The sequence below is a fragment of the Luteimonas salinilitoris genome, assembly GCF_041300785.1.
GTDB classification, from domain to species: domain Bacteria; phylum Pseudomonadota; class Gammaproteobacteria; order Xanthomonadales; family Xanthomonadaceae; genus Luteimonas; species Luteimonas salinilitoris.
This window is the reverse complement of the sequence record NZ_JBFWIB010000003.1, coordinates 94,577-115,495: the sequence shown is the minus strand read 5'-3', so window position 1 is coordinate 115,495 and position 20,919 is coordinate 94,577. Positions and strand designations below refer to the sequence as shown.

At 70.4% G+C, this 20,919-nt stretch carries 16 protein-coding genes and 1 tRNA gene; 14 read left to right on the top strand and 3 right to left on the bottom strand.

All coding sequences use genetic code 11. The features are described from left to right. Positions 1–108: 108 nt before the first annotated feature. The 6 genes from ispH (at position 109) to AB5T46_RS07240 (ending at position 7,240) form a co-directional block, all read left to right on the top strand. Positions 109–1,059 carry a 4-hydroxy-3-methylbut-2-enyl diphosphate reductase gene (gene ispH, locus AB5T46_RS07265; protein WP_370563228.1) on the top strand — a complete coding sequence of 317 codons (951 nt, stop codon included), beginning with the start codon at positions 109–111 and terminating at the stop codon, positions 1,057–1,059. A 78-nt stretch (positions 1,060–1,137) separates the two neighbouring features. Beyond that, positions 1,138–1,213: transfer RNA gene (locus AB5T46_RS07260), tRNA-Thr, on the top strand. A 60-nt stretch (positions 1,214–1,273) separates the two neighbouring features. Beyond that, positions 1,274–1,555: a hypothetical protein gene (locus AB5T46_RS07255; RefSeq protein ID WP_370563227.1), complete on the top strand. Its 282-nt coding sequence runs from the start codon at positions 1,274–1,276 to the stop codon at positions 1,553–1,555. 210 nt (positions 1,556–1,765) lie between these two features. After that, entirely contained in the window at positions 1,766–2,062 is a 297-nt protein-coding gene (locus AB5T46_RS07250; RefSeq protein ID WP_370563226.1) for a hypothetical protein, read from the top strand. A gap of 139 nt (positions 2,063–2,201) precedes the next feature. Continuing rightward, positions 2,202–3,608 carry a DNA repair protein RadA gene (gene radA, locus AB5T46_RS07245; protein ID WP_370563225.1) on the top strand — a complete coding sequence of 469 codons (1,407 nt, stop codon included), beginning with the start codon at positions 2,202–2,204 and terminating at the stop codon, positions 3,606–3,608. A gap of 122 nt (positions 3,609–3,730) precedes the next feature. After that, on the top strand, positions 3,731–7,240 hold the full coding sequence (locus AB5T46_RS07240; RefSeq protein ID WP_370563224.1) for an autotransporter family protein: 3,510 nt from the start codon (positions 3,731–3,733) through the stop codon (positions 7,238–7,240). Between the two features lie 376 nt (positions 7,241–7,616). On the opposite strand, the gene AB5T46_RS07235 is transcribed toward AB5T46_RS07240, so the two are convergent. Both AB5T46_RS07235 and AB5T46_RS07230 read right to left on the bottom strand, forming a co-directional pair. Next, positions 7,617–8,510 (bottom strand): SMP-30/gluconolactonase/LRE family protein, encoded by an 894-nt coding sequence (locus tag AB5T46_RS07235; RefSeq protein WP_370563223.1) that lies wholly within the window; start codon positions 8,508–8,510, stop codon positions 7,617–7,619. 534 nt (positions 8,511–9,044) lie between these two features. Then, positions 9,045–10,769, bottom strand: coding sequence for an IlvD/Edd family dehydratase (locus AB5T46_RS07230; RefSeq protein ID WP_370563222.1), 1,725 nt, complete (start codon positions 10,767–10,769; stop codon positions 9,045–9,047). A 169-nt stretch (positions 10,770–10,938) separates the two neighbouring features. Between AB5T46_RS07230 and AB5T46_RS07225 the strand changes: the two genes are divergently transcribed. Continuing rightward, the gene (locus AB5T46_RS07225) at positions 10,939–11,745 is read left to right on the top strand and encodes an SDR family NAD(P)-dependent oxidoreductase (protein ID WP_370563221.1); all 807 of its coding nucleotides are present in this window, start codon (positions 10,939–10,941) and stop codon (positions 11,743–11,745) included. Positions 11,746–11,909: 164 nt separating this feature from the next. Here AB5T46_RS07225 and AB5T46_RS07220 read toward each other — a convergent pair whose 3' ends face one another. After that, a complete protein-coding gene (locus AB5T46_RS07220; protein ID WP_370563220.1) occupies positions 11,910–12,917 on the bottom strand; it encodes a LysR family transcriptional regulator in 1,008 nt (335 codons plus the stop codon). Between the two features lie 154 nt (positions 12,918–13,071). Between AB5T46_RS07220 and araD1 the strand changes: the two genes are divergently transcribed. The 7 genes from araD1 (at position 13,072) to AB5T46_RS07185 (ending at position 20,904) form a co-directional block, all read left to right on the top strand. After that, entirely contained in the window at positions 13,072–14,079 is a 1,008-nt protein-coding gene (gene araD1 / locus AB5T46_RS07215) for an AraD1 family protein (RefSeq protein WP_370563219.1), read from the top strand. Between the two features lie 17 nt (positions 14,080–14,096). Further along, the gene (locus AB5T46_RS07210) at positions 14,097–15,533 is read left to right on the top strand and encodes an aldehyde dehydrogenase family protein (protein ID WP_370563218.1); all 1,437 of its coding nucleotides are present in this window, start codon (positions 14,097–14,099) and stop codon (positions 15,531–15,533) included. A 356-nt stretch (positions 15,534–15,889) separates the two neighbouring features. Then, positions 15,890–16,867, top strand: coding sequence for an ABC transporter substrate-binding protein (locus AB5T46_RS07205; RefSeq protein WP_370563217.1), 978 nt, complete (start codon positions 15,890–15,892; stop codon positions 16,865–16,867). Between the two features lie 14 nt (positions 16,868–16,881). After that, the gene (locus tag AB5T46_RS07200; RefSeq protein ID WP_370563216.1) at positions 16,882–18,390 is read left to right on the top strand and encodes a sugar ABC transporter ATP-binding protein; all 1,509 of its coding nucleotides are present in this window, start codon (positions 16,882–16,884) and stop codon (positions 18,388–18,390) included. Continuing rightward, the gene (locus AB5T46_RS07195) at positions 18,390–19,451 is read left to right on the top strand and encodes an ABC transporter permease (protein ID WP_370563215.1); all 1,062 of its coding nucleotides are present in this window, start codon (positions 18,390–18,392) and stop codon (positions 19,449–19,451) included. The genes AB5T46_RS07200 and AB5T46_RS07195 overlap by 1 nt, the downstream gene beginning before the upstream one ends. Continuing rightward, positions 19,448–20,476 carry a galactofuranose ABC transporter, permease protein YjfF gene (gene yjfF / locus AB5T46_RS07190; RefSeq protein ID WP_370563214.1) on the top strand — a complete coding sequence of 343 codons (1,029 nt, stop codon included), beginning with the start codon at positions 19,448–19,450 and terminating at the stop codon, positions 20,474–20,476. The genes AB5T46_RS07195 and yjfF overlap by 4 nt, the downstream gene beginning before the upstream one ends. Further along, positions 20,473–20,904: a twin-arginine translocation signal domain-containing protein gene (locus AB5T46_RS07185; protein WP_370563213.1), complete on the top strand. Its 432-nt coding sequence runs from the start codon at positions 20,473–20,475 to the stop codon at positions 20,902–20,904. Before yjfF ends, AB5T46_RS07185 begins: the two co-directional genes overlap by 4 nt. Positions 20,905–20,919: the final 15 nt, after the last annotated feature.

Sequence of the window (20,919 nt, the reverse complement as noted above, 5' to 3'; positions counted from 1 at the left end):
GAGCGCGCCAGCTTTTCTCTCGTTTCTCGCTCCTCTCCACTCGTTTCTCGGCCCATTCGCTTACCTCCCGTCCAGCCCACCGCCCATCGGCGGAGTAGAATCCCCCCAATGGACATCGTCCTCGCCAATCCCCGCGGTTTCTGCGCCGGTGTCGATCGCGCCATCGAGATCGTCAAGCGCGCCCTGGAAACGCTGGGCGCGCCGATCTACGTGCGCCACGAGGTGGTGCACAACCGCTACGTGGTCGAGGACCTGCGCCGCCGCGGCGCGGTGTTCGTCGAGGAACTCGACGAGGTGCCGGACGACGCCACCGTGATCTTCAGCGCCCACGGCGTTTCGCAGGCGGTGCGCGGCGAGGCGGCCCGGCGCGGCCTCAAGGTGTTCGACGCGACCTGCCCCCTGGTGACCAAGGTGCATCTCGAGGTGTCACGGCACTGCCGCGCCGGCCGCGACGTGGTGCTGATCGGCCATGCGGGCCATCCCGAGGTCGAGGGCACGATGGGGCAGTGGCAGGCCGAGGCCGGCGACGGCACGATCTACCTGGTCGAGGACCTCGACGATGTCGCCGCGCTGGCGCCGGGACAGCCCGGCAACCTGGCCTACACCACCCAGACCACGCTGTCGGTCGACGACACCCGCGCCATCATCGAGGCGCTGCGGGCGAAGTTCCCGGCGATCCAGGGCCCCAGGAACGACGACATCTGCTACGCCACCCAGAACCGTCAGGACGCGGTGCGCGAACTGGCGCGCCAATGCGACCTGGTGCTGGTGGTCGGCTCGCCGAACAGCTCCAACTCCAACCGGCTGCGCGAGCTGGCCGAGCGCGACGGCGTCGAGGCCCACCTGGTCGACGGCGCCGGCGAGATCGACCCGGCCTGGATCGCCGGCCGTCGTCATGTGGGCGTCACCGCTGGCGCTTCGGCGCCGGACGTGCTGGTGCAGGGCGTGCTGCAGCGCCTGCACGAGCTGGGCGCCGGCGGCGTACGCGAGCTGAACGGCGAACCGGAAAACATGGTCTTCGCGCTGCCCCGGGAACTGCGGGTGCAACTGGTCGAGTGAGCGTCGACCCGCTAGAATGCGCCTCCGCGGCCCGCTTCGCCCACGGCCGCTCCCACCGGGAATGGCTTGCAACACCCTGCCGGAATAGCTCAGTTGGTAGAGCGGCGCATTCGTAATGCGTAGGTCGTAGGTTCGAATCCTATTTCCGGCACCATATTCCACCATACGGCCCGCGCTGCCGGCGCGACCGGCCGCGCGCGTTGCGAGGTGATGCATGAATCCGATTCCGCTCGAGGATCTCGCCCTGCTCGAACTGCTGCTGCGGATCGACCAGCGCATCGAACCGGCCGAGGGCGATACCGAGATCGTCGGCCGCCTGGTCGACAGCGGCCTGGTCGAGCAGCTCGGCGGCGAGGCCATGCTGACGGCGGCCGGGATCGAGATGTGCAAATCGTTGCAGCATCGCGCCGCCGCCGATGAACAGGCGGAACGGATCCTCAGGCAACGCGAGTCCGCCGACAAGAGTACGGACGGCGCCGGCCTGACCGGGGCCTGAGACTAGCGACGCGGTCGGGTCGCACGCGAAATCGATTGGCTGGCGCGCAGCGCGGACGGCGCGCCGGACGCCACGTCGGCGATCCTGAATCCGTCACCGCCAGAAGTCGCCCCCGATCACGCATTCATCGATCGGACATCTGCATTTCACCGAATGTTTGCGAAACCGACGGCATCCTGAGCGCCCGGAATTTTCGGCACGAAAAACCTCATGGATCCCAGTCGTATCGATGTCTTCCTGGCCGGCAACGGGGATGGTTACGTGATCGCACCGGCCGGTAGCGCGCTGCCGCTGGAGGAGATGCGCGCACTCGGCGGGATCTGCCACGGCTGGTCGCAGGACGTCGGCGAGTCGGCATCGCGGCCCGAGTGGCGCGCCTTGCGCCGGGATATCGAAGCCTGCGGCTACAGCATCGTTTCCGATGCCGATTTTGCCGCGCTGCTGCTGCCGCCGCGCCTCCAGTCCGGCAAGACGACCGCGATCGCGGGCTATCCGGCGGCCGCGTGACGGACGTGCTCGCGTCCTTCGGACGCCGGTCACTGCGCTGCCGGCGCGGCTGACAAGCCCGCGTTTCCGCTTGATGTCCGGTCTCGCCCGGCGCGACCGCGCACCGGTACCCTGTGCGCAGTCCAACAGGGGTTCCCGCATGGCCAAATCCGCCGCACGTCCCGCGTCCGCCAAGGCGCGGACCGCCTACGTCTGTTCCGAGTGCGGTGCCGACCACGGCAAATGGCAGGGGCAGTGCGGCGAGTGCGGGGCGTGGAATACGCTGAGCGAGTTCGTGATCGAGCCGGCCGCGGCGGCGAAGGCGGGACCGGCATCGCGCCGCAGCGGCTGGGCAGGGAAGGCCGATGCGCCGAAGGTGACCGCGCTCAAGGACGTGCGGCACAGCGAAGACGCGCGCGTGTCCACCGGTATCGGCGAACTCGACCGCGTGCTCGGCGGCGGCCTGGTGGAAGGCGCGGTGGTGCTGGTCGGCGGCGATCCGGGCATCGGCAAGTCCACGCTGCTCTTGCAGGCGGTGGCGCGGATGGCGCCGACCCTGCCGGCGCTGTACGTCACCGGCGAGGAATCGCTGGCGCAGGTGGCCGGTCGCGCGGCACGGCTCGACCTGCCGCTCGACGGCCTGCAGGCGCTGGCGGAGACCGGGGTCGAGGCCATCCTCGAGCACGCTGCCGCGACCCGGCCCAAACTCATCGTCGCCGACTCGGTGCAGACGCTGTGGACCGAATCGCTGACCGCGGCGCCCGGCTCGGTCAGCCAGGTGCGCGAGAGCGCCGCACGGCTGGTGCGCTACGCCAAGGAGACCGGCACCGCGGTGTTCCTGGTCGGCCACGTCACCAAGGAAGGCGGCATCGCGGGACCGCGCGTGCTCGAGCACATGGTCGATGCGGTGCTGTATTTCGAGGGCGAGAGCGGCAGCCGCTTCCGCGTGCTGCGCGCGTTCAAGAACCGCTTCGGCGCGGTCAACGAGCTCGGCGTGTTCGCGATGGGCGACAAGGGGTTGAAGGAAGTGCCGAACCCGTCGGCGATCTTCCTCTCCGGCGGCAGCACGCCGCAGCCGGGCAGCTGCGTGATGGTCACCCGCGAAGGCACGCGGCCGCTGCTGGTGGAAGTGCAGGCGCTGGTCGATGCCTCGCCGCTGTCCAACCCGCGCCGGGTCGCGGTGGGCCTGGAGCAGAACCGCCTGGCGATGCTGCTGGCGGTGCTGCACCGGCACGGCGGCATCGTGGTCGGCGACCAGGACGTGTTCGTCAACGTCGTCGGCGGCATCCGCGTGCAGGAGACCGCCGCCGACCTGCCGGTGTTGCTGGCGGTGCTGTCGTCGCTGCAGGACCGTCCCTTGCCGGAGAAGACCGTCGCCTTCGGCGAGATCGGCCTGTCCGGCGAGATCCGCCCGGTGCCCAACGGCGAGGAGCGCCTGCGTGAGGCGGCCACGCACGGCTTCAAGCGCGCGATCGTGCCGAAGGCGAACGCGCCCAAGTCGGGCGCGTTCAAGGGCATGGAGGTGATCGCGGTGGAGCGGCTGGCGGAGGCCCTGGAGGCGGTATAGGCATCGCCCGCGTTCACGCCGATTTCACGACACGCCGGCCGATCATCGAAGCCAAGGGGATCGCCAGCGGCGGATCTGCGGTGCGCGTCGGCGCGGGGACCGCGCTCGAGGGAGCAGCGCGTATGCCTACCATTCGGTTTGTCCGGCCTTCGTCCGGCTTCGTGCTTGCGGTTGCGGCCGTCCTGGTCCTCGCCCCGGACGGTGCCGGCGCCCAATGCGACCTGATCCCCACCGCGGGCGACGACACCTACACCTGCAGCAGCGACGTCTCCTTCGGTGACCTGGTCGATACCGGCGGCAGCAATACGCTGCTGTTCCCGGAGGGAGGAAGCGGCACGCTCGACGGCAGCGTGACGTTCGGTCTCGGCGTGGACCGTGTCGAGATGCAGTCGGGCACCATCACCGGCGGCGTCGTCCAGGGCGGCGGCGCCGATGCCTTCGTCATCGGGGAAGGTGCCGTCTCGGGAGCGGTGAGCCAGGGCAACGGCGTCGACACCTTCGCCATGACCGGTGGCACGATCGCTTCGCTCAGCCAGGGCAGCCAGCTCGACCATGCGGAAATGCACGGCGGTCGCATCGTCGGGCTGTTCTTCGCCGGCGACTTCTTCACCATGACCGGCGGCCGTATCGGCGAGGTCAATCTCGAGCAGGCCAACAACGAGATGCGGATGTCGGGCGGCCAGGTCGACGGCAATGTCGTGGCGGCGCAGCACAACGACTTGCTGGAACTGTCCGACGGCTCGATCGGCGGCAACGTCGATTTCGGCAACGGCAACAACCGCATCATCGTCACCGGCGGTTCGATCGGCGGCGACGTGATCACCGGCAACGGCGTCGACCTGTTCGAGCTGCGGGACGGCACAGTCGGCGGCAGCGCCAGCCAGGGCGACGGCGATGATCGCGCCGAAATCCATGGCGGCAGCCTCGGCGGCAGTCTGGACCAGGGCGAGGGCGACAACGTCGCGCTCGTGTCGGGTGGCGAAATCGACGGCGACCTGCTCAGTGGCGCCGGGATCGACCTGGTGGAGATGAGCGGCGGCACGATCGGCGGCGGCGTCAGCCAGGGCGCCGGCGACGACCGCTTCGAAATCAGCGACGGCACCGTGCTGGGGGCGGCGAGCCAGGGCAATGGCGTCGATACCTTCGTCATGACCGGCGGTACGATCGGTTCGCTCAACCAGGGCAGCCAGCTCGATCATGCGGAAATGCACGGTGGACACATCGTCGGCCTGTTCTTCGCCGGCGACTTCTTCACCATGACCGATGGACGGGTCGGTGAAGTGGATCTGGAACAGGCCAACAACGAGATGCGGATGTCGGGCGGGCAGGTCGACGGCAACGTGCGCGCCGCGCAGGGCAACGATCTGCTGGAACTGTCAGGCGGCGCGATCGGCGGCAACGTCAATTTCAACAACGGCAATGACACCGTGATCGTCACCGGCGGTTCGATCGGTGGCGAGGTGGTGCTGTTCAATCCCACCAGATCCAACGTGCAGCTGCACGGCGACAACGTCGTCGCGGTCAGCGGCGGCGCGATCGGCGGCGCTGTCCGCACCGGCCAGGGCAGCGACCGCTTCACCTGGGAGAATGCCGGCACGATCGGCGGCGATATCGCGCTCGGCGCCGGCGACGACACCGCGATCCTGCGCGGCCTCGACGAGACCGGCCTGACCGCGACGGCGGCCCCGGACCGCGCGATCGACGGCGGCGAAGGCGCGGACGTGAACACGGGAGCGGACACCGACACCCTGGTATTCGATGCGACCGCGTCCGCCGGCTCGGCGCGCTACGTGCGCTGGGAGCGGGTGTCGCTGACGAACGCATCGAGGTTCGCGCTCGACGGGGATTTCATCCTCGGCGATGCCGGTACCACGACCGGGCGCTTCGACATCGACGCGACCAGCATCCTGTTCGCCGGCAACGGCGCCAACGCGGCCATCGCGCCGTCCGTCGACGGCGGCGGCGCGACTCTCGTCAATGCCGGAGTCATCGACATGACCAACGGCGGTTCCGGTGCGACCGACCGCCTGACCGTGGTCGGCGACTATGTCGGAACCGGCGGCGCGCTGCGGCTCGATACCGTGCTGGGCGACGACAGTTCGGCATCGGACCGGCTGGTGATTTCCGGCGGAAGCGCGAGCGGCAGCACCGGGCTGGAGGTCGTCAACTTCGGCGGCAGCGGCGCGAACACATTGCTGGACGGCATCCTGCTGGTGCACGCCATCGACGGCGCCGGCACCAGCGGCGGTGCGTTCGCACTCAACTATCCGGTCGCGGTCGGCGCCTACGAATACTTCCTGTTCCGTGGCGGCATCAGCAATGGCAGCGAGGAGAACTGGTACCTGCGTTCGACCATCGTGGCGCCGCCGGCGCCGACGCCGGAAAACCCGAATCCACCGCCGCCGCCGCAACCGGCTCCGGCACCGCCGCCGCTGCAGCCGCCGCCGGTGCCGCCGCCGCCCGCGCCGGCGCCGCCGCCCGGGGAACCGGAGCCGCCGGTTCCGCCCGCACCGCCGGGTGAGCCGGTGCCGCCGCCCGTCCCCCCGACCGAGCCGGCCCCCATCCCGATGCCGCCGTCACCGCCACCGGCGCCCGGCACGCCGCCGCCTCCGGCGCCGCCGCCGTCACCACCGCTGCCGCCCACGCCCGGCGCCAGGCCGCACGTTGCCGAGGTGGTGCCGCTATATCGCGTGGAGACGCCGACCTATGCGGTGGTGCCGCCCGCGGCGCAACAACTCGGCCTGGCCATGCTCGGCACCTTCCACGAACGGCAGGGCGAGCAGGGACTGCTGCAACCCGGCGGGGCGTTCTCCGCGGCCTGGCTGCGGGTGTTCGGGCAGCGGCACGACCAGCGTTGGTCGGGCACGGTCGCCCCCACCTTCGACGGGTCGCTCACCGGATACCAGGTGGGCGTGGACGTGTTCGCTTCCGAACGCGCGGATGCGGCACGTCATCACCTGGGGCTGTTCGTCGGCCAGGCGCGGATGCGCGGCGACGTGCGCGGCTTCGCGATCGGCTGGGACAACCTGACGGTCGGCGACCTGCGCCTGGACGGCGACCATCTCGGCCTGTACTGGTCGCGCATCGCGCCCGACGGCGGCTATCTCGACGCAGTGGTCATGGCGACCCGCCTGGACGGCGACAGCCGCTCGAGCCGCGGGCTGGGCGTGGACCTGGACGGCGACGGCATCGGCGTCTCGCTCGAAGGCGGCAGGCAGTTCGCGCTCGGGGAGCGCTGGATCCTCGAACCGCAGGCGCAGCTGATCTGGCAACGCCTGTCGCTGGACGACCGCGAGGACGCGTTCTCCACCGTCGCATTCGACGAGGACGACGCCGTCACCGCACGGGTCGGCGTGCGCCTGCACGGCAGCTACGACACCGCGGTCGGCGTGGTGCGGCCCTATCTCAAGGCCAACCTGTGGCACGACTTCGCCGGAACCGACCGGGTCGTGTTCGGCGGCGACGTGATCGAAAGCGAACGCAAGGGCAGCGCGCTGGAGTTCGGCGGCGGCGTAGTGTCGCGCGTCAGCGAAACGTTGAGCGTGTTCGCGGTCGGCGACGTTACCCGCAACCTCGGCGGGGAGCGGCGGCGGACGCTCGAGGGGCATCTCGGCCTGCGCGCCGACTGGTAGGCGGCCATGGACCGTGCGTGCGGGCCAAAGTCGGGCGCGTTCGGGGCACGGAGGTGATCGCGGTGGAGCGGCTGGCCCAAGTGCTCGAGCGCAGACGACAGTAACCGGCCTGTAGGAGCGCCCCATGGGCGCGAGACCGCGCCAGGCAGCCTTCTCCGTTACGACGAGGCAAGGCCCGTCGCCACGGGGCAGTACCAATCAATAGCCAAGTCCGATGGACCAAAACCTCGCCCGTTGGCGCGAGGTGCGGGCTATTCACCGATACCGCCCGTGGCGACGGCCCGTGCTTCACTGCGGCGGAAAGGGCTGATTGGCGCGGCTTCGCGCCCATGGGGCGCTCCTACAGGCAGGCGGGTCCCGGCGCTTGGCCGATGTCTCAACCGCCGAAGCGTGCGGCGGGCAGGCCGGCGGCGTCGAGCCGGACTTCGAACAACCCCCCGGCCAGCGGTTCGTGCTGCAGTCGTTCCTCGCCGAGCCCGACCCGCGCGCTGGTGACGTAAAGGGTGTCCAGGTTCGCGCCGCCGAAGGCGCAGCTGGTGATATGGCTGGTCGGCAGGTCGATCCGCGCAAGCTCGTCGCCGTCGGGCGCGTGGCAGCTGACGCAGGCGCCGCCCCAGCGCGCGATCCAGATGCGGCCGGCGACGTCGGTGGTCATGCCGTCCGGTGCGCCGTCGTCCGCGCCCTGCTGCAGCCACGGCCGGCGCTCGCCGAGGGTACCGCGCTCGGGATCGAACGCGAACGCCCAGGTCCGGCCGAGGCCGGTCTCGTTGAAGTACATGGTGCGCTGGTCCGGCGACCAGGTCGGGCCGTTGGCGATGAGCACGCCGTCGAGATGGCGGCTGCAGCTACCGTCGGGATCGAACCGGTACAGGCCGCCGGTCGGCGAGACGCAGGCGAAGTCGGTGGTGCCGGCCCAGAAGCGCCCACGCGCGTCGCACTTGCCGTCGTTGAAGCGGTTGCCGTCGCGATCGGGTTCAGGCCGGTGCAGGCGCTGCAGGCGGCCGTCGGCGGGGTCGAAGAACGCGAAGTCGCGGCGCAGCGTCACCAGCAGTCCCGGCGCGTCCTCGCGCTCGGCGAGCGCCGAGATCTCCTCGTCGAAATGCCAGCTGTCGCGGCGGTCGCCGTCCGGTGCATAGCGGTGCAGCGCACGGCCGAGGATGTCGACGAAATACAGCGCCTGCTCGCGCACCGACCACAACGCGCCCTCGCCGAGCTCCGCGGCGACGGGCCAGACGCAGCGCAGCGGGGAGAGCGGAGACGGTACGGTCATCGTTTCGGAATCAAGCTCGAGACGGCACAGCATGCGCAATACCGAGTGGCAAGTGAAGTGCGTCGGGATGGGGCCTTGCGGGAGAGGGTTTTGTCCCGACGGCGAATATTGGGCGCAGCAGGTTTTGAAGCCCCTCTCCCTACGGGGCGACAGCGCATGGTTTGCGCGCCACTGGCGCGCGTGCGGTGGAGCGCCCGCGCCGCTGGCGCAGGCCGGGGCGCGGAGCGGGGGTTGGGGTGAGGGTACGGCGAAGTCGCGATGGTTCAGACCCCTGCCGCTTCGCCGTACCCTTGCGGTGGGCCAAGGCCCACCCTATAAACCCCATAGGGTGGGCCTTGGCCCACCATTATCGTCCGCGATGACGCGCCGCCCATCCTCCGCGCCACCTCGCCCCGGCCCTTGCGCAGGGCGCAAGGGCGTTCAGGCGTGCGCGAGCCAATGGCTCGCAAGCAGCACGCCTTCACCCCCAGGGGGAGAAGGGATGTTCCCGAGAGCCCGGCTTTGCGGGGGAGTATTTACTTCGCCGGATTGCTCTCAGTGCGAATCGCGCGGCACGTCGGCGCCGCTGCCGCCGACCAGGAAGTCGAGATCGGCACCGAGGTGCGCCTGCTGCACGTGCTCGAAGTAGAGTTTCTGCCAGCCGCGTGCCGGCGCTTCCGGTGGCGTCCACCCGGCGCGGCGGCGCGCGAGTTCCTCGTCGGAGACGTCCAGGTGCAGGCGCCGCGCCGCCACGTCGAGCTCGATCATGTCGCCGTTGCGCACCAGCGCGAGCGCGCCGCCGGCGGCGGCCTCGGGCGAGGCGTGCAGCACCACGGTGCCGTAGGCGGTGCCGCTCATGCGCGCGTCGGAGATGCGCACCATGTCGGTGACGCCCCTGCGCAGCAGCTTTGGCGGCAGCGGCATGTTGCCGACCTCTGCCATGCCCGGATAACCGCGCGGGCCGCAGTTCTTCAGCACCATCACGCTGTGCTCGTCGACCTCCAGGTTCTCGTCGTCGATGCGCGCGTGCAGGTCCTCGATGTTCTCGAACACCACCGCCGGGCCGCGATGGCGCAGCAGGTGCGGCGAGGCCGCGGACGGCTTGATCACCGCGCCGTCCGGCGCCAGGTTGCCGCGCAGCACCGCGATGCCGGCCTCCGGCCGCACCGGTTCGGCCAGCGGGCGGATCACCTCGCGGTTCCAGCACGGCGCGTCGGCGATGTTGTCCCCGAGCGTGCGCCCGTTGACGGTGGGCGCGTCGAGATCCAGGTGCGGCGCGATCTCGCGCATCAGCGCCGGCAGGCCGCCGGCATAGAAGAAGTCCTCCATCAGGTACTTCCCCGACGGCTTGAGGTCGAGCAGGCAGGGCAGGCGCGAGCCGATGGCATCCCAGTCCTGGAGCTTGAGGTCGATACCGATGCGCCCGGCCAGCGCCAGCAGGTGCACCACGGCGTTGGTCGAACCGCCGATCGCGGCGTTGACGCGGATCGCGTTGTCGAACGCGGCGCGGCCGAGGATCCGCGACATGCGCAGGTCCTCGTGCACCATCTGCACGATGCGGCGCCCGCTCAGCCGCGCCAGCCGGTAGCGGCGCGAGTCGACCGCGGGAATCGCCGCGTTCTCCGGCAGCGACAGGCCGAGCGCCTCGACCATGCTGGCCATGGTGGAGGCGGTACCCATGGTCATGCAGCTGCCTTTCGAACGCTGCATGCAGGCTTCGGCCTCGATGAATTCCTCCTGCGTCAGTTCGCCGGCGCGCACCTGCTCCGACATCTGGATCACGCCGGTGCCGGAGCCGACCGGACGGCCGCGCAGGTTGCCCGACAGCGACGGCCCGCCAGAGACGCCGATGGTCGGCAGGTCGACGCTGGCCGCGCCCATCAGCAGCGACGGGGTGGTCTTGTCGCAGCCCATCAGCAGCACCACGCCGTCGATCGGGTTGGCGCGGATCGATTCCTCGACGTCCATGCTCGCCAGGTTGCGGAACAGCATCGCGGTCGGGCGGGTCTGGGTCTCGCCCAGCGACATCACCGGGAACTCCAGCGGGAAGCCGCCGGCCTCATACACGCCGCGCTTGACGTGTTCCGCCAGTTCGCGGAAGTGGCCGTTGCAGGGCGTCAGCTCCGACCAGGTGTTGCAGATGCCGATGACCGGGCGGCCGTCGAACATGTCGTGCGGATGGCCGGCGCTCTTCAGCCAGCTGCGGTAGTAGAACCCCTGCTTGCCTTCGCGCCCGAACCACGCGTGACTGCGCCGGACCGGTTTCTTGGGAGTACCCATGCGGGACCCTGTCTGAGTGGTGGATTGCCCCGGCATTCCGTGCGGCGGCAGACCGGGTACCGCTTTACGGCGGCGATCGTACAGGGCATATTGATATTGCAAAAATAACAACTTCAAGGATATCGATATTGTTTTTGCTATCGATATCGTATCCGAGAGAGGAAGGTACATGAGCAACCCGCCCCCAGCCCCGCAGGGCGATGCCCCAACGGCGAGCGACGCGGTCTATCCGAGCCTGCGCGGGCGCCGGGTCTTCGTGACCGGGGGCGGCAGCGGCATCGGCGCCGCCGTGGTCGAGGCCTTCGCCCGGCAGCGGGCGCAGGTGGCCTTCGTCGACATCGCCGAAACGGACAGCGCGGCGCTGGCCGCACGGCTCGAGGCCGAAGGCCTGCCGCGCCCCTGGTGGCGGTGCTGCGACGTGGCCGACGTGGCCGCGCTGCAGGCGGCGATCGGCGAGGCGGCGGCGGAGCTGGGCGACTTCCATGCGCTGGTCAACAACGTCGGCAGCGACGATCGCCATGCGCTCGACGCGGTCACCCCGGAGTACTGGGACCGGCGGGTCGCGATCAACCAGCGCCCCGCCTTCTTCGCGATCCAGGCCGCGGTGCCGGGCATGCGCCGGCTCGGCGGCGGCTCGATCGTCAACCTCGGCTCGACCGGCTGGCAGACCAAGACCGCCGGCTACCCGGTCTACGCGACCGCCAAGTCGTCGGTCAACGGCCTGACCCGCGGCCTGGCGCACGAGCTCGGCACCGACCGCATCCGCATCAACATCGTCACGCCCGGCTGGGTGATGACGCAGCGCCAGGTCGACCTGTGGCTGGACGAGGCCGGCGAGCGCGAGCTGGCGCGCAACCAGTGCCTGCCGGACAAGGTGATGCCGGCGGACATCGCGCGCATGGTGCTGTTCCTGGCCTCCGACGACGCGCGCGCCTGCACCGCGCAGGAGTTCGTGGTCGACGCCGGCTGGAGTTGAGCCCCGTCGGCCGAATCGCAGCCGAGGTTTTCAGGCCCCTTGGTGTGGGAGCGACGGAAGTCGCGACCGGGATGTGTCGGAGACGGTGTTGTCGCGGCAGGGACCGGATTCGCGGCGTCGCGACTTCCGTCGCTCCCACAGTCAGCCGGCCGCCCGCCCGGGTGCTACATCACTGGCGTCGCAGCGTTCGATTCGGCGTCGGGAGGCTGACTCCCAGCCGGTGACAAGCGCACGCCGTAGACGCTCGCGGCGGTGTCCTTGAGCGCCTGCAGCACGATCCGCGCGCCCGGCGACAGCAGCCAGTCGGTGCGGGTGATCAGGCCGAACGCGTCCATCTTGCACGACAGCTGCACCGGTACGATCGCGACCATGTCGTGGTCGGCGTAGTAGCGCGCCACGTCGACCGGCACCACCGCCATGTAGTCGCTCTGCTGCAGCACCTTCGGCAGCACCACCAGCGCCGAGGTCTCGATGATCCGCCGCGGCGCCTGCAGGCCGGCGCTCTGGAACATGAGCTCGAAGCGGTGCCGCAGCACGCTGCCGGCCGGCGGCAGGATCCAGCCGGCGTCGGCCAGTTCGGCCAGGCTCGGCGTGCGCAGCGCGAGCAGCGGATGGTCGGGGCGGGCGATCGCGCAGATCTGCTCCTCGGCCAGGGCCTCGTAGTGCAGGTTGCGCTTGTCGTGGCGCGCGAACAGCCGCGCGACCAGGATGTCGAGCCGGTTGTGCGCCAGCCGCTCCAGCAGCACGTCGCTGCCGTCGACCAGCAGCGAGACGCGCAGCAGCGGATGGGTCTCGGCCAGGCGCGCCAGCGCGGTCGGCAGCAGGGTCATCGCCGGCCCGGCGATCGCGCCGACGCCGACGCTGCCGGAGTAGCCCTCCCGCAGCGCCTCGATCTCGGCGCCGGCCTGGCCCAGGCTGGACAGGGCGATGCGCGCGTGGCGGATCATGGTCTCGCCGTACCAGGTCGGGCGCATGCCGCGCGGCAGCCGCTCGAACAGCTGCACGCCGATCATGTCCTCGAGGTCCTTGAGCAGCTTGGAGGCGGCCGGCTGCGACATGTTCAGGGTCTCGGCGGCGCGATGGATGTTGCCCTCCTCGTCGATCGCGATCAGCAGCATCAATTGCCGGGCCTTGAGCCGGGCGCGGACGAACCAGGGCGTGCCGTGCAGCATCGGAACCTCGAGATATGCCAATACCGATATAGATTACGCCCATATTCTTATTTGTTGTGTATCTTTCGCTGCAAGCAGAATAGGCTGCATGCGCCGACCCGACGCCCGCTGCGGCGGCAGGGCCGGCGGACCCACGACCAGGCAGGCAGCACGCATGCGACTGATCCAGCTTGCAGACGAGACCGGTGCGCCGCGGGTGGGCGCGATCGACGATGCGGGACGCACGGCGCGCCTGCTCGACGGCTATGCGACCATCTATGCGCTCGCCGCCGCGGCGATCGCCGCCGGCACGCCGCTCGACACGCTGGCCGCGGACGCACTTGGCGACCAGGCATGCGACTACGACGCGCTGCTGCGGGAAGGCCGCGTGCTGCCGCCGCTCGTGCATCCCGATCCCGCCCATTGCCTGGTCACCGGCACCGGGCTGACCCACCTCGGCAGCGCCGCGGCCCGCGACGCGATGCACCAGACCCTGCGGCAGCAGGCCGCCGACGGTGGCCTCACCGACTCGATGAAGATGTTCCAGTGGGGCGTCGAGGGCGGCATCCCGCGCGACGGCGAGCCCGGCGTGCAGCCGGAATGGTTCTACAAGGGCGACGGCGGCATCGTGGTCGCGCCCGGCGCGCCGCTGCCGTCGCCGGACTTCGCGCTCGACGGCGGCGAGGAGCCGGAACTGGTCGGCCTGTATCTGATCGGCCCCGACGGCACCCCGCACCGGCTCGGCTTCGCGCTCGGCAACGAGTTCTCCGACCATGTCACCGAGCGTCAGAACTATCTCTATCTCGCCCATTCCAAGCTGCGCGCCTGCGCGGTGGGCCCGGAGCTGCGCACCGGGCCGCTGCCCGACGACCTGCGCGGCAGCAGCCGGCTGCGCCGCGGCGGCGCGGTGATCTGGGAAAAGCCCTTCCTGACCGGCGAGGCCAACATGTGCCATTCGCTGGCCAATCTCGAATACCACCATTTCAAGTACGCCGCGCACCGGCGGCCGGGCGACGTGCACCTGCACTTCTTCGGCACCGCTACCCTGAGTTTCGCCGACGGCGTCCGCGCCGAACCCGGCGACCGCTTCGAGATCGAGCTGCCCGAACTCGGCGCGCCGCTGGTCAACCCGCTGCGCCGGGTCGCCGGCGGTTTCGCGCCGGGCGGCGTACACGTGCTGTAAGCAAGGAAACCACCACGATGACGCAACGCTTCCGCAGTTACATCGACGGCCAGTGGGTCGAAGGCGCCGACAGCGCGCAAGACGAGAACCCCTCCGACCTCGCCAGCCCGGTCGGCGAATACGCCGCGGTCGATGCCGCCCAGGCGCAGGCCGCGATCGAGGCGGCGGCGCGCGCGCAGCCGGCGTGGGGGCTGACCTCGCCGCAGCAGCGCGCCGACGCGCTGGACTTCGTCGGCAGCGAGATCCTCGCGCGCAAGGAGGAGCTTGGCCGCCTGCTCGCGCGGGAAGAGGGCAAGACCCTGGCCGAGAGCATCGGCGAGGCCGCGCGCGCCGGGCAGATCTTCAAGTTCTTCGCCGGCGAGGCGCTGCGCATCCCCGGCGAGAAGCTGGCGTCCACGCGCCCCGGGGTCGACGTCGAGATCACCCGCGAGCCGGTCGGCGTGGTCGGCATCATCGCGCCCTGGAACTTCCCGCTCGCGATCCCGGCCTGGAAGATCGCGCCGGCGTTGGCCTACGGCAACGCCGCGGTGTTCAAGCCGGCCGAGATCGTGCCCGGCTGCGCCTGGGCGCTGGCCGAGATCCTCAGCCGCGCGGGCCTGCCCGCCGGCGTCTTCAACCTGGTGATCGGCAGCGGCCGCGTGGTCGGCCAGGCGCTGGTCGACGACCGCCGCGTCGACGCGCTGACCTTCACCGGCTCGGTGCCCACCGGCAACGGCCTGCTGCGCCAGGCGGCGGCGCGCGGGCTGAAGATCCAGCTGGAGATGGGCGGCAAGAATCCGCTGGTGGTGCTCGCCGACGCCGACCTGGACAAGGCGGTGGAGATCGCCGTCAACGGCGCCTATTTCTCCACAGGACAGCGCTGCACCGCCTCGAGCCGGCTGATCGTCGAGTCGGCGGTCCACGACGAGTTCGTGGCGCGCGTCGGCAGGCGGCTGGCCGCGCTGAAGGTCGGCGACGCGCTGGAGTCCGGCGTCGACATCGGCCCGGTGGCCAGCGCCGAGCAGATGCAGACCAACCTGTCCTACATCGGCGTCGGCCGCGACGAGGGTGCCGAACTGCTGTACGGCGGCGAGGAACTCGAGCTGCGCACGCGCGGGCACTACCTGGCGCCGACGCTGTTCGCGGCGCAGCCGCAGCACCGCATCGCGCGCGAGGAGATCTTCGGCCCGGTGGCGGCGGTGATCCGCGCCGACGACTACGATCACGCACTGCAGCTGGCCAACGACACCGAGTTCGGATTGTGCGCCGGCATCTGCACCACGTCGCTCAAGTACGCCACGCACTTCAAGCGCCACGCCCAGGCCGGCATGGTGATGGTCAACCTGCCGACCGCCGGCGTCGACCCGCACGTGCCGTTCGGCGGCCGCAAGGCCTCCAGCTACGGGCCGCGCGAGCAGGGGCGCTATGCGGTCGAGTTCTACACTACGGTCAAGACCGCCTATACGCTGGCGTAGGCGCCTGCTTCCGGCACTGAAATACTGGATTCCGAAGTCAAAACACGATGAAGATCGAACCACAACCGAGTCGTCGTCCCCGCGCAGGCGGGAGCGCCAGCGCCTTGACGTGCTTGAGGCGATTGATTCCTTATTTAGACACGGATCAGCACGGATCAAACGATTGAAAAGCTTTATCCGCGTTGATCCGTGGCCAAAGAAGATTTTCGGCTGCAGCGGAGCCGCCTCGCGGCTGGGGGCGGGAATTGTGATCAATAGACAGCGCCTGCGCGGGGATGACGATGCAGGGGGGTGAAGCGGCCGGAGAGCCGTCACCCTGCCCGGCAGGCGATGCAAAACAAGGGAGGGAGGGCATGATGAAGCGAGTGTTCGTTCTGGGCGTTGCGGTCGCGTTGCTGGCGCTCGCGGCGGGCTGCGCGCGCGATGCAGGCGGCGATGCGCCCGTCGTCGGTTTCAGCCAAGTCGGCGCCGAGAGCGAATGGCGCACCGCCAACACGCGCTCGGTGCGCTCGGCGATCGAGGAGGCCGGGTTCCGGCTGCGCTTCTCCGACGCGCAGCAGAAGCAGGAGAACCAGATCAAGGCGCTGCGCTCGTTCATCGCCCAGCGGGTCGACGTGATCGCGTTCTCGCCGGTGGTCGAGTCCGGCTGGGAGACGGTGCTGCGCGAGGCCAAGGCCGCCGGCATTCCGGTGATCCTCACCGACCGTTCGGTCGACGTCTCGGACGAATCGCTGTATGTGACCCTGATCGGCTCCGATTTCGTCGAGGAAGGCCGCAAGGCCGCGCGCTGGCTGCTGGAGGAGTCGCCGCTCAGGCGCGGCGAAGACCGCGAAGGGCCGGTGCGCATCGTCGAGCTGCAGGGCACCGTCGGCTCGGCGCCGGCGATCGACCGCGGCAAGGGCTTTCGCGAGGTGCTCGGCGACGACCAGGACTACCGGATCGTGCGCACCCAGAGCGGCGACTTCACCCGCGCGCGCGGCAAGGAGGTCATGGAGGCGTTCCTGAAGTCCGAGGGCGGCGACAACATCGACGTGCTGTTCGCGCACAACGACGACATGGCGATCGGCGCGATCCAGGCGATCGAGGAATCCGGTCTCCGGCCGGGCGAGGACATCCTGGTGATCTCGATCGATGCCGTGCGCGGCGCCTTCGAGGCGATGATGGCCGGCAAGCTCAACGTCACCGTGGAATGCAATCCGCTGCTCGGCCCGCAGCTGGTCGATGCGATCCGCGCCGTGCAGGAAGGACGCGAGCTGCCGAGGCGCATCGTGGTGGAGGAGTCGGTCTTCACCCGCGAGCAGGCGGCCGAGGTCTTCCCGAGCCGGCAGTACTGACCGCCCGCGCCGGCATGAGTGCAGCAGCCCGTCCCGTCCTCGAGGCCCGCGGCATCGGCAAGCGCTTCGCCGGCGTGGCCGCGCTCGACGGTGTCGACCTGCGCCTGCGCGCCGGCGAGGTGCATGCGCTGATGGGCCAGAACGGCGCCGGCAAGTCCACCCTGATCCGGGTGCTGACCGGCGTGATCCCGCCCGATGCCGGCAGCTTCATGCTCGACGGCGAGGCCATCGCGCCGGCCAGCCCGCTGGCCGCGCAGCGGCTCGGGATCAGCACGGTGTACCAGGAGGTCAACCTCTGTCCCAACCTGACCGTCGCCGAGAACATCTTCGCCGGCCGCTACCCGCGCACGCGCCGGCTGCGCGCGATCGACTGGCGCGCGGTCGATCGTGGCGCGCGCGAACTGCTGCGGCGGTTGAACCTGGACATCGATCCGGGCCGACCGCTGTCCGCCTATCCGGTCGCCGTGCAACAGATGGTGGCGATCGCACGCGCGCTGGGCGTGTCGGCGCGCGTGCTGATCCTGGACGAGCCCACCTCCAGCCTCGACGAAGACGAAGTGCGCGAATTGTTCGCGCTGCTGCGACGGCTGCGCGACCAGGGTCTGGCGATCCTGTTCGTCAGCCATTTCCTCGACCAGGTCTACGAGATCGGCGACCGCATCACCGTGCTGCGCAACGGTCGCCTGGTCGGCGAATACGCAGCCGCGGCGCTGTCGCATGCGCAGCTGGTGGCGGCGATGGTCGGACGCGAGGTCGCGCTCGGTGGCGATGCGGGGCCCAGGGCGGACGATTCGACCGAGACGGTCACCGTGCTCGAGGCCCGCGGGCTCGGACGGCGCGGTCAGGTCGCCCCGACCGATCTCGACCTGCGCCGTGGCGAAGTGCTCGGTCTCGGCGGGCTGCTCGGCTCCGGCCGCACCGAGCTGGCGCGGCTGCTGTTCGGGCTCGATCGCGCCGACAGCGGCGGCATCCGCATCGACGGGCGCGAGGTGGCGTTGCGCGCGCCCGCCGACGCGGTCGCGCACGGCGTGGCGCTGTGCCCGGAGGAGCGCAAGACCGAGGGCATCGTGGCCGAACTCTCGGTGCGCGAGAACATCGTGCTCGCGCTGCAGGCGCGGCTCGGCCTGCGGCGTTTCCTGCCGCGCGCCCGGCAGGCGGAACTGGCGCGGCACTACGTCGACGCGCTCGGGATCAAGGCGCCGGACATCGAGACGCCGGTCACGCTGCTGTCCGGTGGCAACCAGCAGAAGGTGGTGCTGGCCCGCTGGCTGGCGACCGAGCCGCGCGTGCTGATCCTCGACGAGCCCACCCGCGGCATCGACGTCGCCGCCAAGCAGGAAATCATGGCCGAGATCCTGCGCCTGGCGCGCACGGGGATGGCGGTGTTGTTCATCTCGGCGGAGATGGAGGAGCTGGTGCGGGTCTCCGATCGCATCGCGGTGATGCGCGACCGCCGCAAGGTCGGCGAACTGCCCGCCGGCAGCGGCCAGGACGCGGTGTTCGACATGATCGCGGGGCAGTAATGATGGCCCCGTCCGTGCATCCGCCCGCAGCCGTCGCCTGGCACCGGCGCGCGCTCGCGCACCCGCTGTTCTGGCCGCTGGCGGCGCTGGCGCTGCTGCTGCTGGGCAACGCGCTGTTCAACCCCGGCTTCCTCGGCCTGCAGTGGCGCGACGGCCATCTCTACGGGAGCCTGGTCGATATCCTCAACCGCGCCGCGCCGCTCGCGCTGGTGTCGCTCGGCATGACCCTGGTGATCGCCGTGCGCGGGCTCGACATCTCGGTCGGTGCGGTGCTCGCCATCTCCGCCACGGTGGCGGCCTGGATGATCGGCGGCGAGCAGGCCGGCAGCCGCTATCCGCTGCCGCTGGTGCTCACTGCGGCGCTGGGCGCGGCGGCCCTGTGCGGGCTGTGGAACGGCATGCTGGTGGTGAAGGCCGGCATGCAGCCGATCGTCGCCACGCTGATCCTGATGGTCGCCGGGCGCGGCATCGCGCAGCTGATCGGCGACGGCCAGATCCTGACCATCTACTACCCGCCGTACTTCTTCTTCGGCAGCGGCTTCTTCCTCGGCCTGCCGGTGTCGCTGTGGATCGTCGCCGGCGTCGGCCTGCTGCTGTACCTGGCGCTCGACCGCACCGCGCTCGGCCTGTTCGTGCGCGCGATCGGCGGCAATCCGCTGGCCGCGCGGGCCGCGGGCGTGCCGGCGCGGCTGATCACGGTCTGCCTGTACGTGTTCTGCGCGCTGAGCGCGGGCCTGGCCGGCATCCTGGTCAGTTCCAACGTCAAGAGCGCCGACGCCAACAATGCCGGACAGCTGCTGGAGCTCGACGCGATCCTGGCCGTGACCCTCGGCGGCACCCTGCTCAGCGGCGGCCGCTTCAGCCTCGCCGGCAGCGTGGTCGGCGCGCTGATCATCCAGACGCTGACCGCGACCATCTACTCGATCGGCGTGCCGCCGCAGGTCAACCTGCTGGTCAAGGCGCTGCTGGTGTTCGTCGTGCTGCTGCTGCAGTCGGCGCAGTTCCGCGCCGGCGTGCGGCGCGTGGTGCTGCGGCGCGCGGCCGCGGAGGGCGGGGCATGAACCGCGCGCGCGACGCCGCCGTCGGCAGCGGGTTTGGCGCGTGGCCGCTGCACGGCATCGATCCCAAGTTCCTGCCGCTGCTGGTGACGGTGGCGCTGTTCGTGGCGATGGCGGGGGCGGGCGGCGTGCTGTATCCGGGATTCCTGTCGCCGCAGGTGTTCCTCAACCTGCTGATCGACAACGCCTTCCTGTGCATCGCCGCGGTCGGCCTGACCTTCGTGATCCTGACCGGCGGCATCGACCTGTCGGTCGGCGCGGTGATCGCCTTCACCACGGTGCTGCTGGCGTCGCTGGTGGAACACGGCGGCTGGCATCCGTTGGCGGCGATCGCGCTGGCGCTGGCGCTCGGCACCGCGTTCGGCGCCGGCATGGGCGCATTGATCGAACGCTTCCGGCTGCAGCCGTTCGTGGTCACGCTGGCCGGCATGTTCCTGGCGCGAGGCGCCAGCACGCTGATCAGCGTGGACTCGATCGGCATCACCCACCCGCTGTACACGCAGATCGCCTATCTGCGCATTCCGCTCGGCGGCGGCACCGCGCTGTCGGCCGGCGCGGTGATCGCGCTGCTGACGGTCGCGGCCGGCATCGCGCTGGCGCATTGCTCGCGCTTCGGCCGCACCGTGTACGCGATCGGCGGCAATGCGCAGTCGGCCGTGCTGATGGGGCTGCCGGTCGCCTCCACGCTGGTGCGCGTCTATGCGCTGAGCGGCTTCTGTGCCGCGCTGGCCGGCGTGGTCTGCACCTTCTACATGCTGTCCGGCTACAGCCTGCACGCGCTGGGGCTGGAACTGGATGCGATCGCCGCGGTGGTGATCGGCGGCACGCTGCTGGCCGGCGGCACCGGCTACGTCGCCGGCACCCTGGTCGGCGTACTGATCCTCGGCCTGATCCAGACCCTGATCGTGTTCGAGGGCACGCTGAGTTCGTGGTGGACGCGCATCGCCATCGGCGTGCTGCTGTTCGTGTTCTGCCTGCTGCAGCGGCTGTTCGAGCGCAGCCGCATGAAACGTGGAACCTTCCGATGACACCTCCGAACGACGACCACCGGCCGGGCGCCGGCCCTGCCGTATCCCGCCGCACGTTCCTGCAAGGCAGCGCCGCCGCGGCGGCCGGCATCGCGTTGGGCGCGAACGCGGCGGCGGCGGAGACCGCACCGGGCGTGGCCGCGCCGCGCCCGAGACCGCGCTGGCGGGCGCAGCCGTTCGCCGCGGACCGCGTGCGCGTGTCGGATCCGCGGCCGTCGTTCAACCGCCTGACCGGCACGCAGCTGCCGTCGGTGTTCTTCGAGCCCGACGAGTCCTGGGTTCGCCGCAGCGGGGAGGGCGGCCAGGTCTTCGAGGCGACCGGGATCGACGGCCCGCTGCAGCTGGTCCCGCTGCACCGCATCCGCGACGAGCGCTACGCGATCTATTGCCGCGCGCGCCCGGCGTGGGAACGCAAGCCGCAGTTCTGACCATGGACCACGACC

Coding starts and splice junctions, on each gene's coding strand:
- ispH (WP_370563228.1), top strand. CDS start 109: ATGGACATCGTCCTCGCCAATCCCCGCGGTTTCTGCGCCGGTGTCGAT.
- AB5T46_RS07255 (WP_370563227.1), top strand. CDS start 1,274: ATGAATCCGATTCCGCTCGAGGATCTCGCCCTGCTCGAACTGCTGCTG.
- AB5T46_RS07250 (WP_370563226.1), top strand. CDS start 1,766: ATGGATCCCAGTCGTATCGATGTCTTCCTGGCCGGCAACGGGGATGGT.
- radA (WP_370563225.1), top strand. CDS start 2,202: ATGGCCAAATCCGCCGCACGTCCCGCGTCCGCCAAGGCGCGGACCGCC.
- AB5T46_RS07240 (WP_370563224.1), top strand. CDS start 3,731: ATGCCTACCATTCGGTTTGTCCGGCCTTCGTCCGGCTTCGTGCTTGCG.
- AB5T46_RS07235 (WP_370563223.1), bottom strand. CDS start 8,510: ATGACCGTACCGTCTCCGCTCTCCCCGCTGCGCTGCGTCTGGCCCGTC.
- AB5T46_RS07230 (WP_370563222.1), bottom strand. CDS start 10,769: ATGGGTACTCCCAAGAAACCGGTCCGGCGCAGTCACGCGTGGTTCGGG.
- AB5T46_RS07225 (WP_370563221.1), top strand. CDS start 10,939: ATGAGCAACCCGCCCCCAGCCCCGCAGGGCGATGCCCCAACGGCGAGC.
- AB5T46_RS07220 (WP_370563220.1), bottom strand. CDS start 12,917: ATGCTGCACGGCACGCCCTGGTTCGTCCGCGCCCGGCTCAAGGCCCGG.
- araD1 (WP_370563219.1), top strand. CDS start 13,072: ATGCGACTGATCCAGCTTGCAGACGAGACCGGTGCGCCGCGGGTGGGC.
- AB5T46_RS07210 (WP_370563218.1), top strand. CDS start 14,097: ATGACGCAACGCTTCCGCAGTTACATCGACGGCCAGTGGGTCGAAGGC.
- AB5T46_RS07205 (WP_370563217.1), top strand. CDS start 15,890: ATGAAGCGAGTGTTCGTTCTGGGCGTTGCGGTCGCGTTGCTGGCGCTC.
- AB5T46_RS07200 (WP_370563216.1), top strand. CDS start 16,882: ATGAGTGCAGCAGCCCGTCCCGTCCTCGAGGCCCGCGGCATCGGCAAG.
- AB5T46_RS07195 (WP_370563215.1), top strand. CDS start 18,390: ATGATGGCCCCGTCCGTGCATCCGCCCGCAGCCGTCGCCTGGCACCGG.
- yjfF (WP_370563214.1), top strand. CDS start 19,448: ATGAACCGCGCGCGCGACGCCGCCGTCGGCAGCGGGTTTGGCGCGTGG.
- AB5T46_RS07185 (WP_370563213.1), top strand. CDS start 20,473: ATGACACCTCCGAACGACGACCACCGGCCGGGCGCCGGCCCTGCCGTA.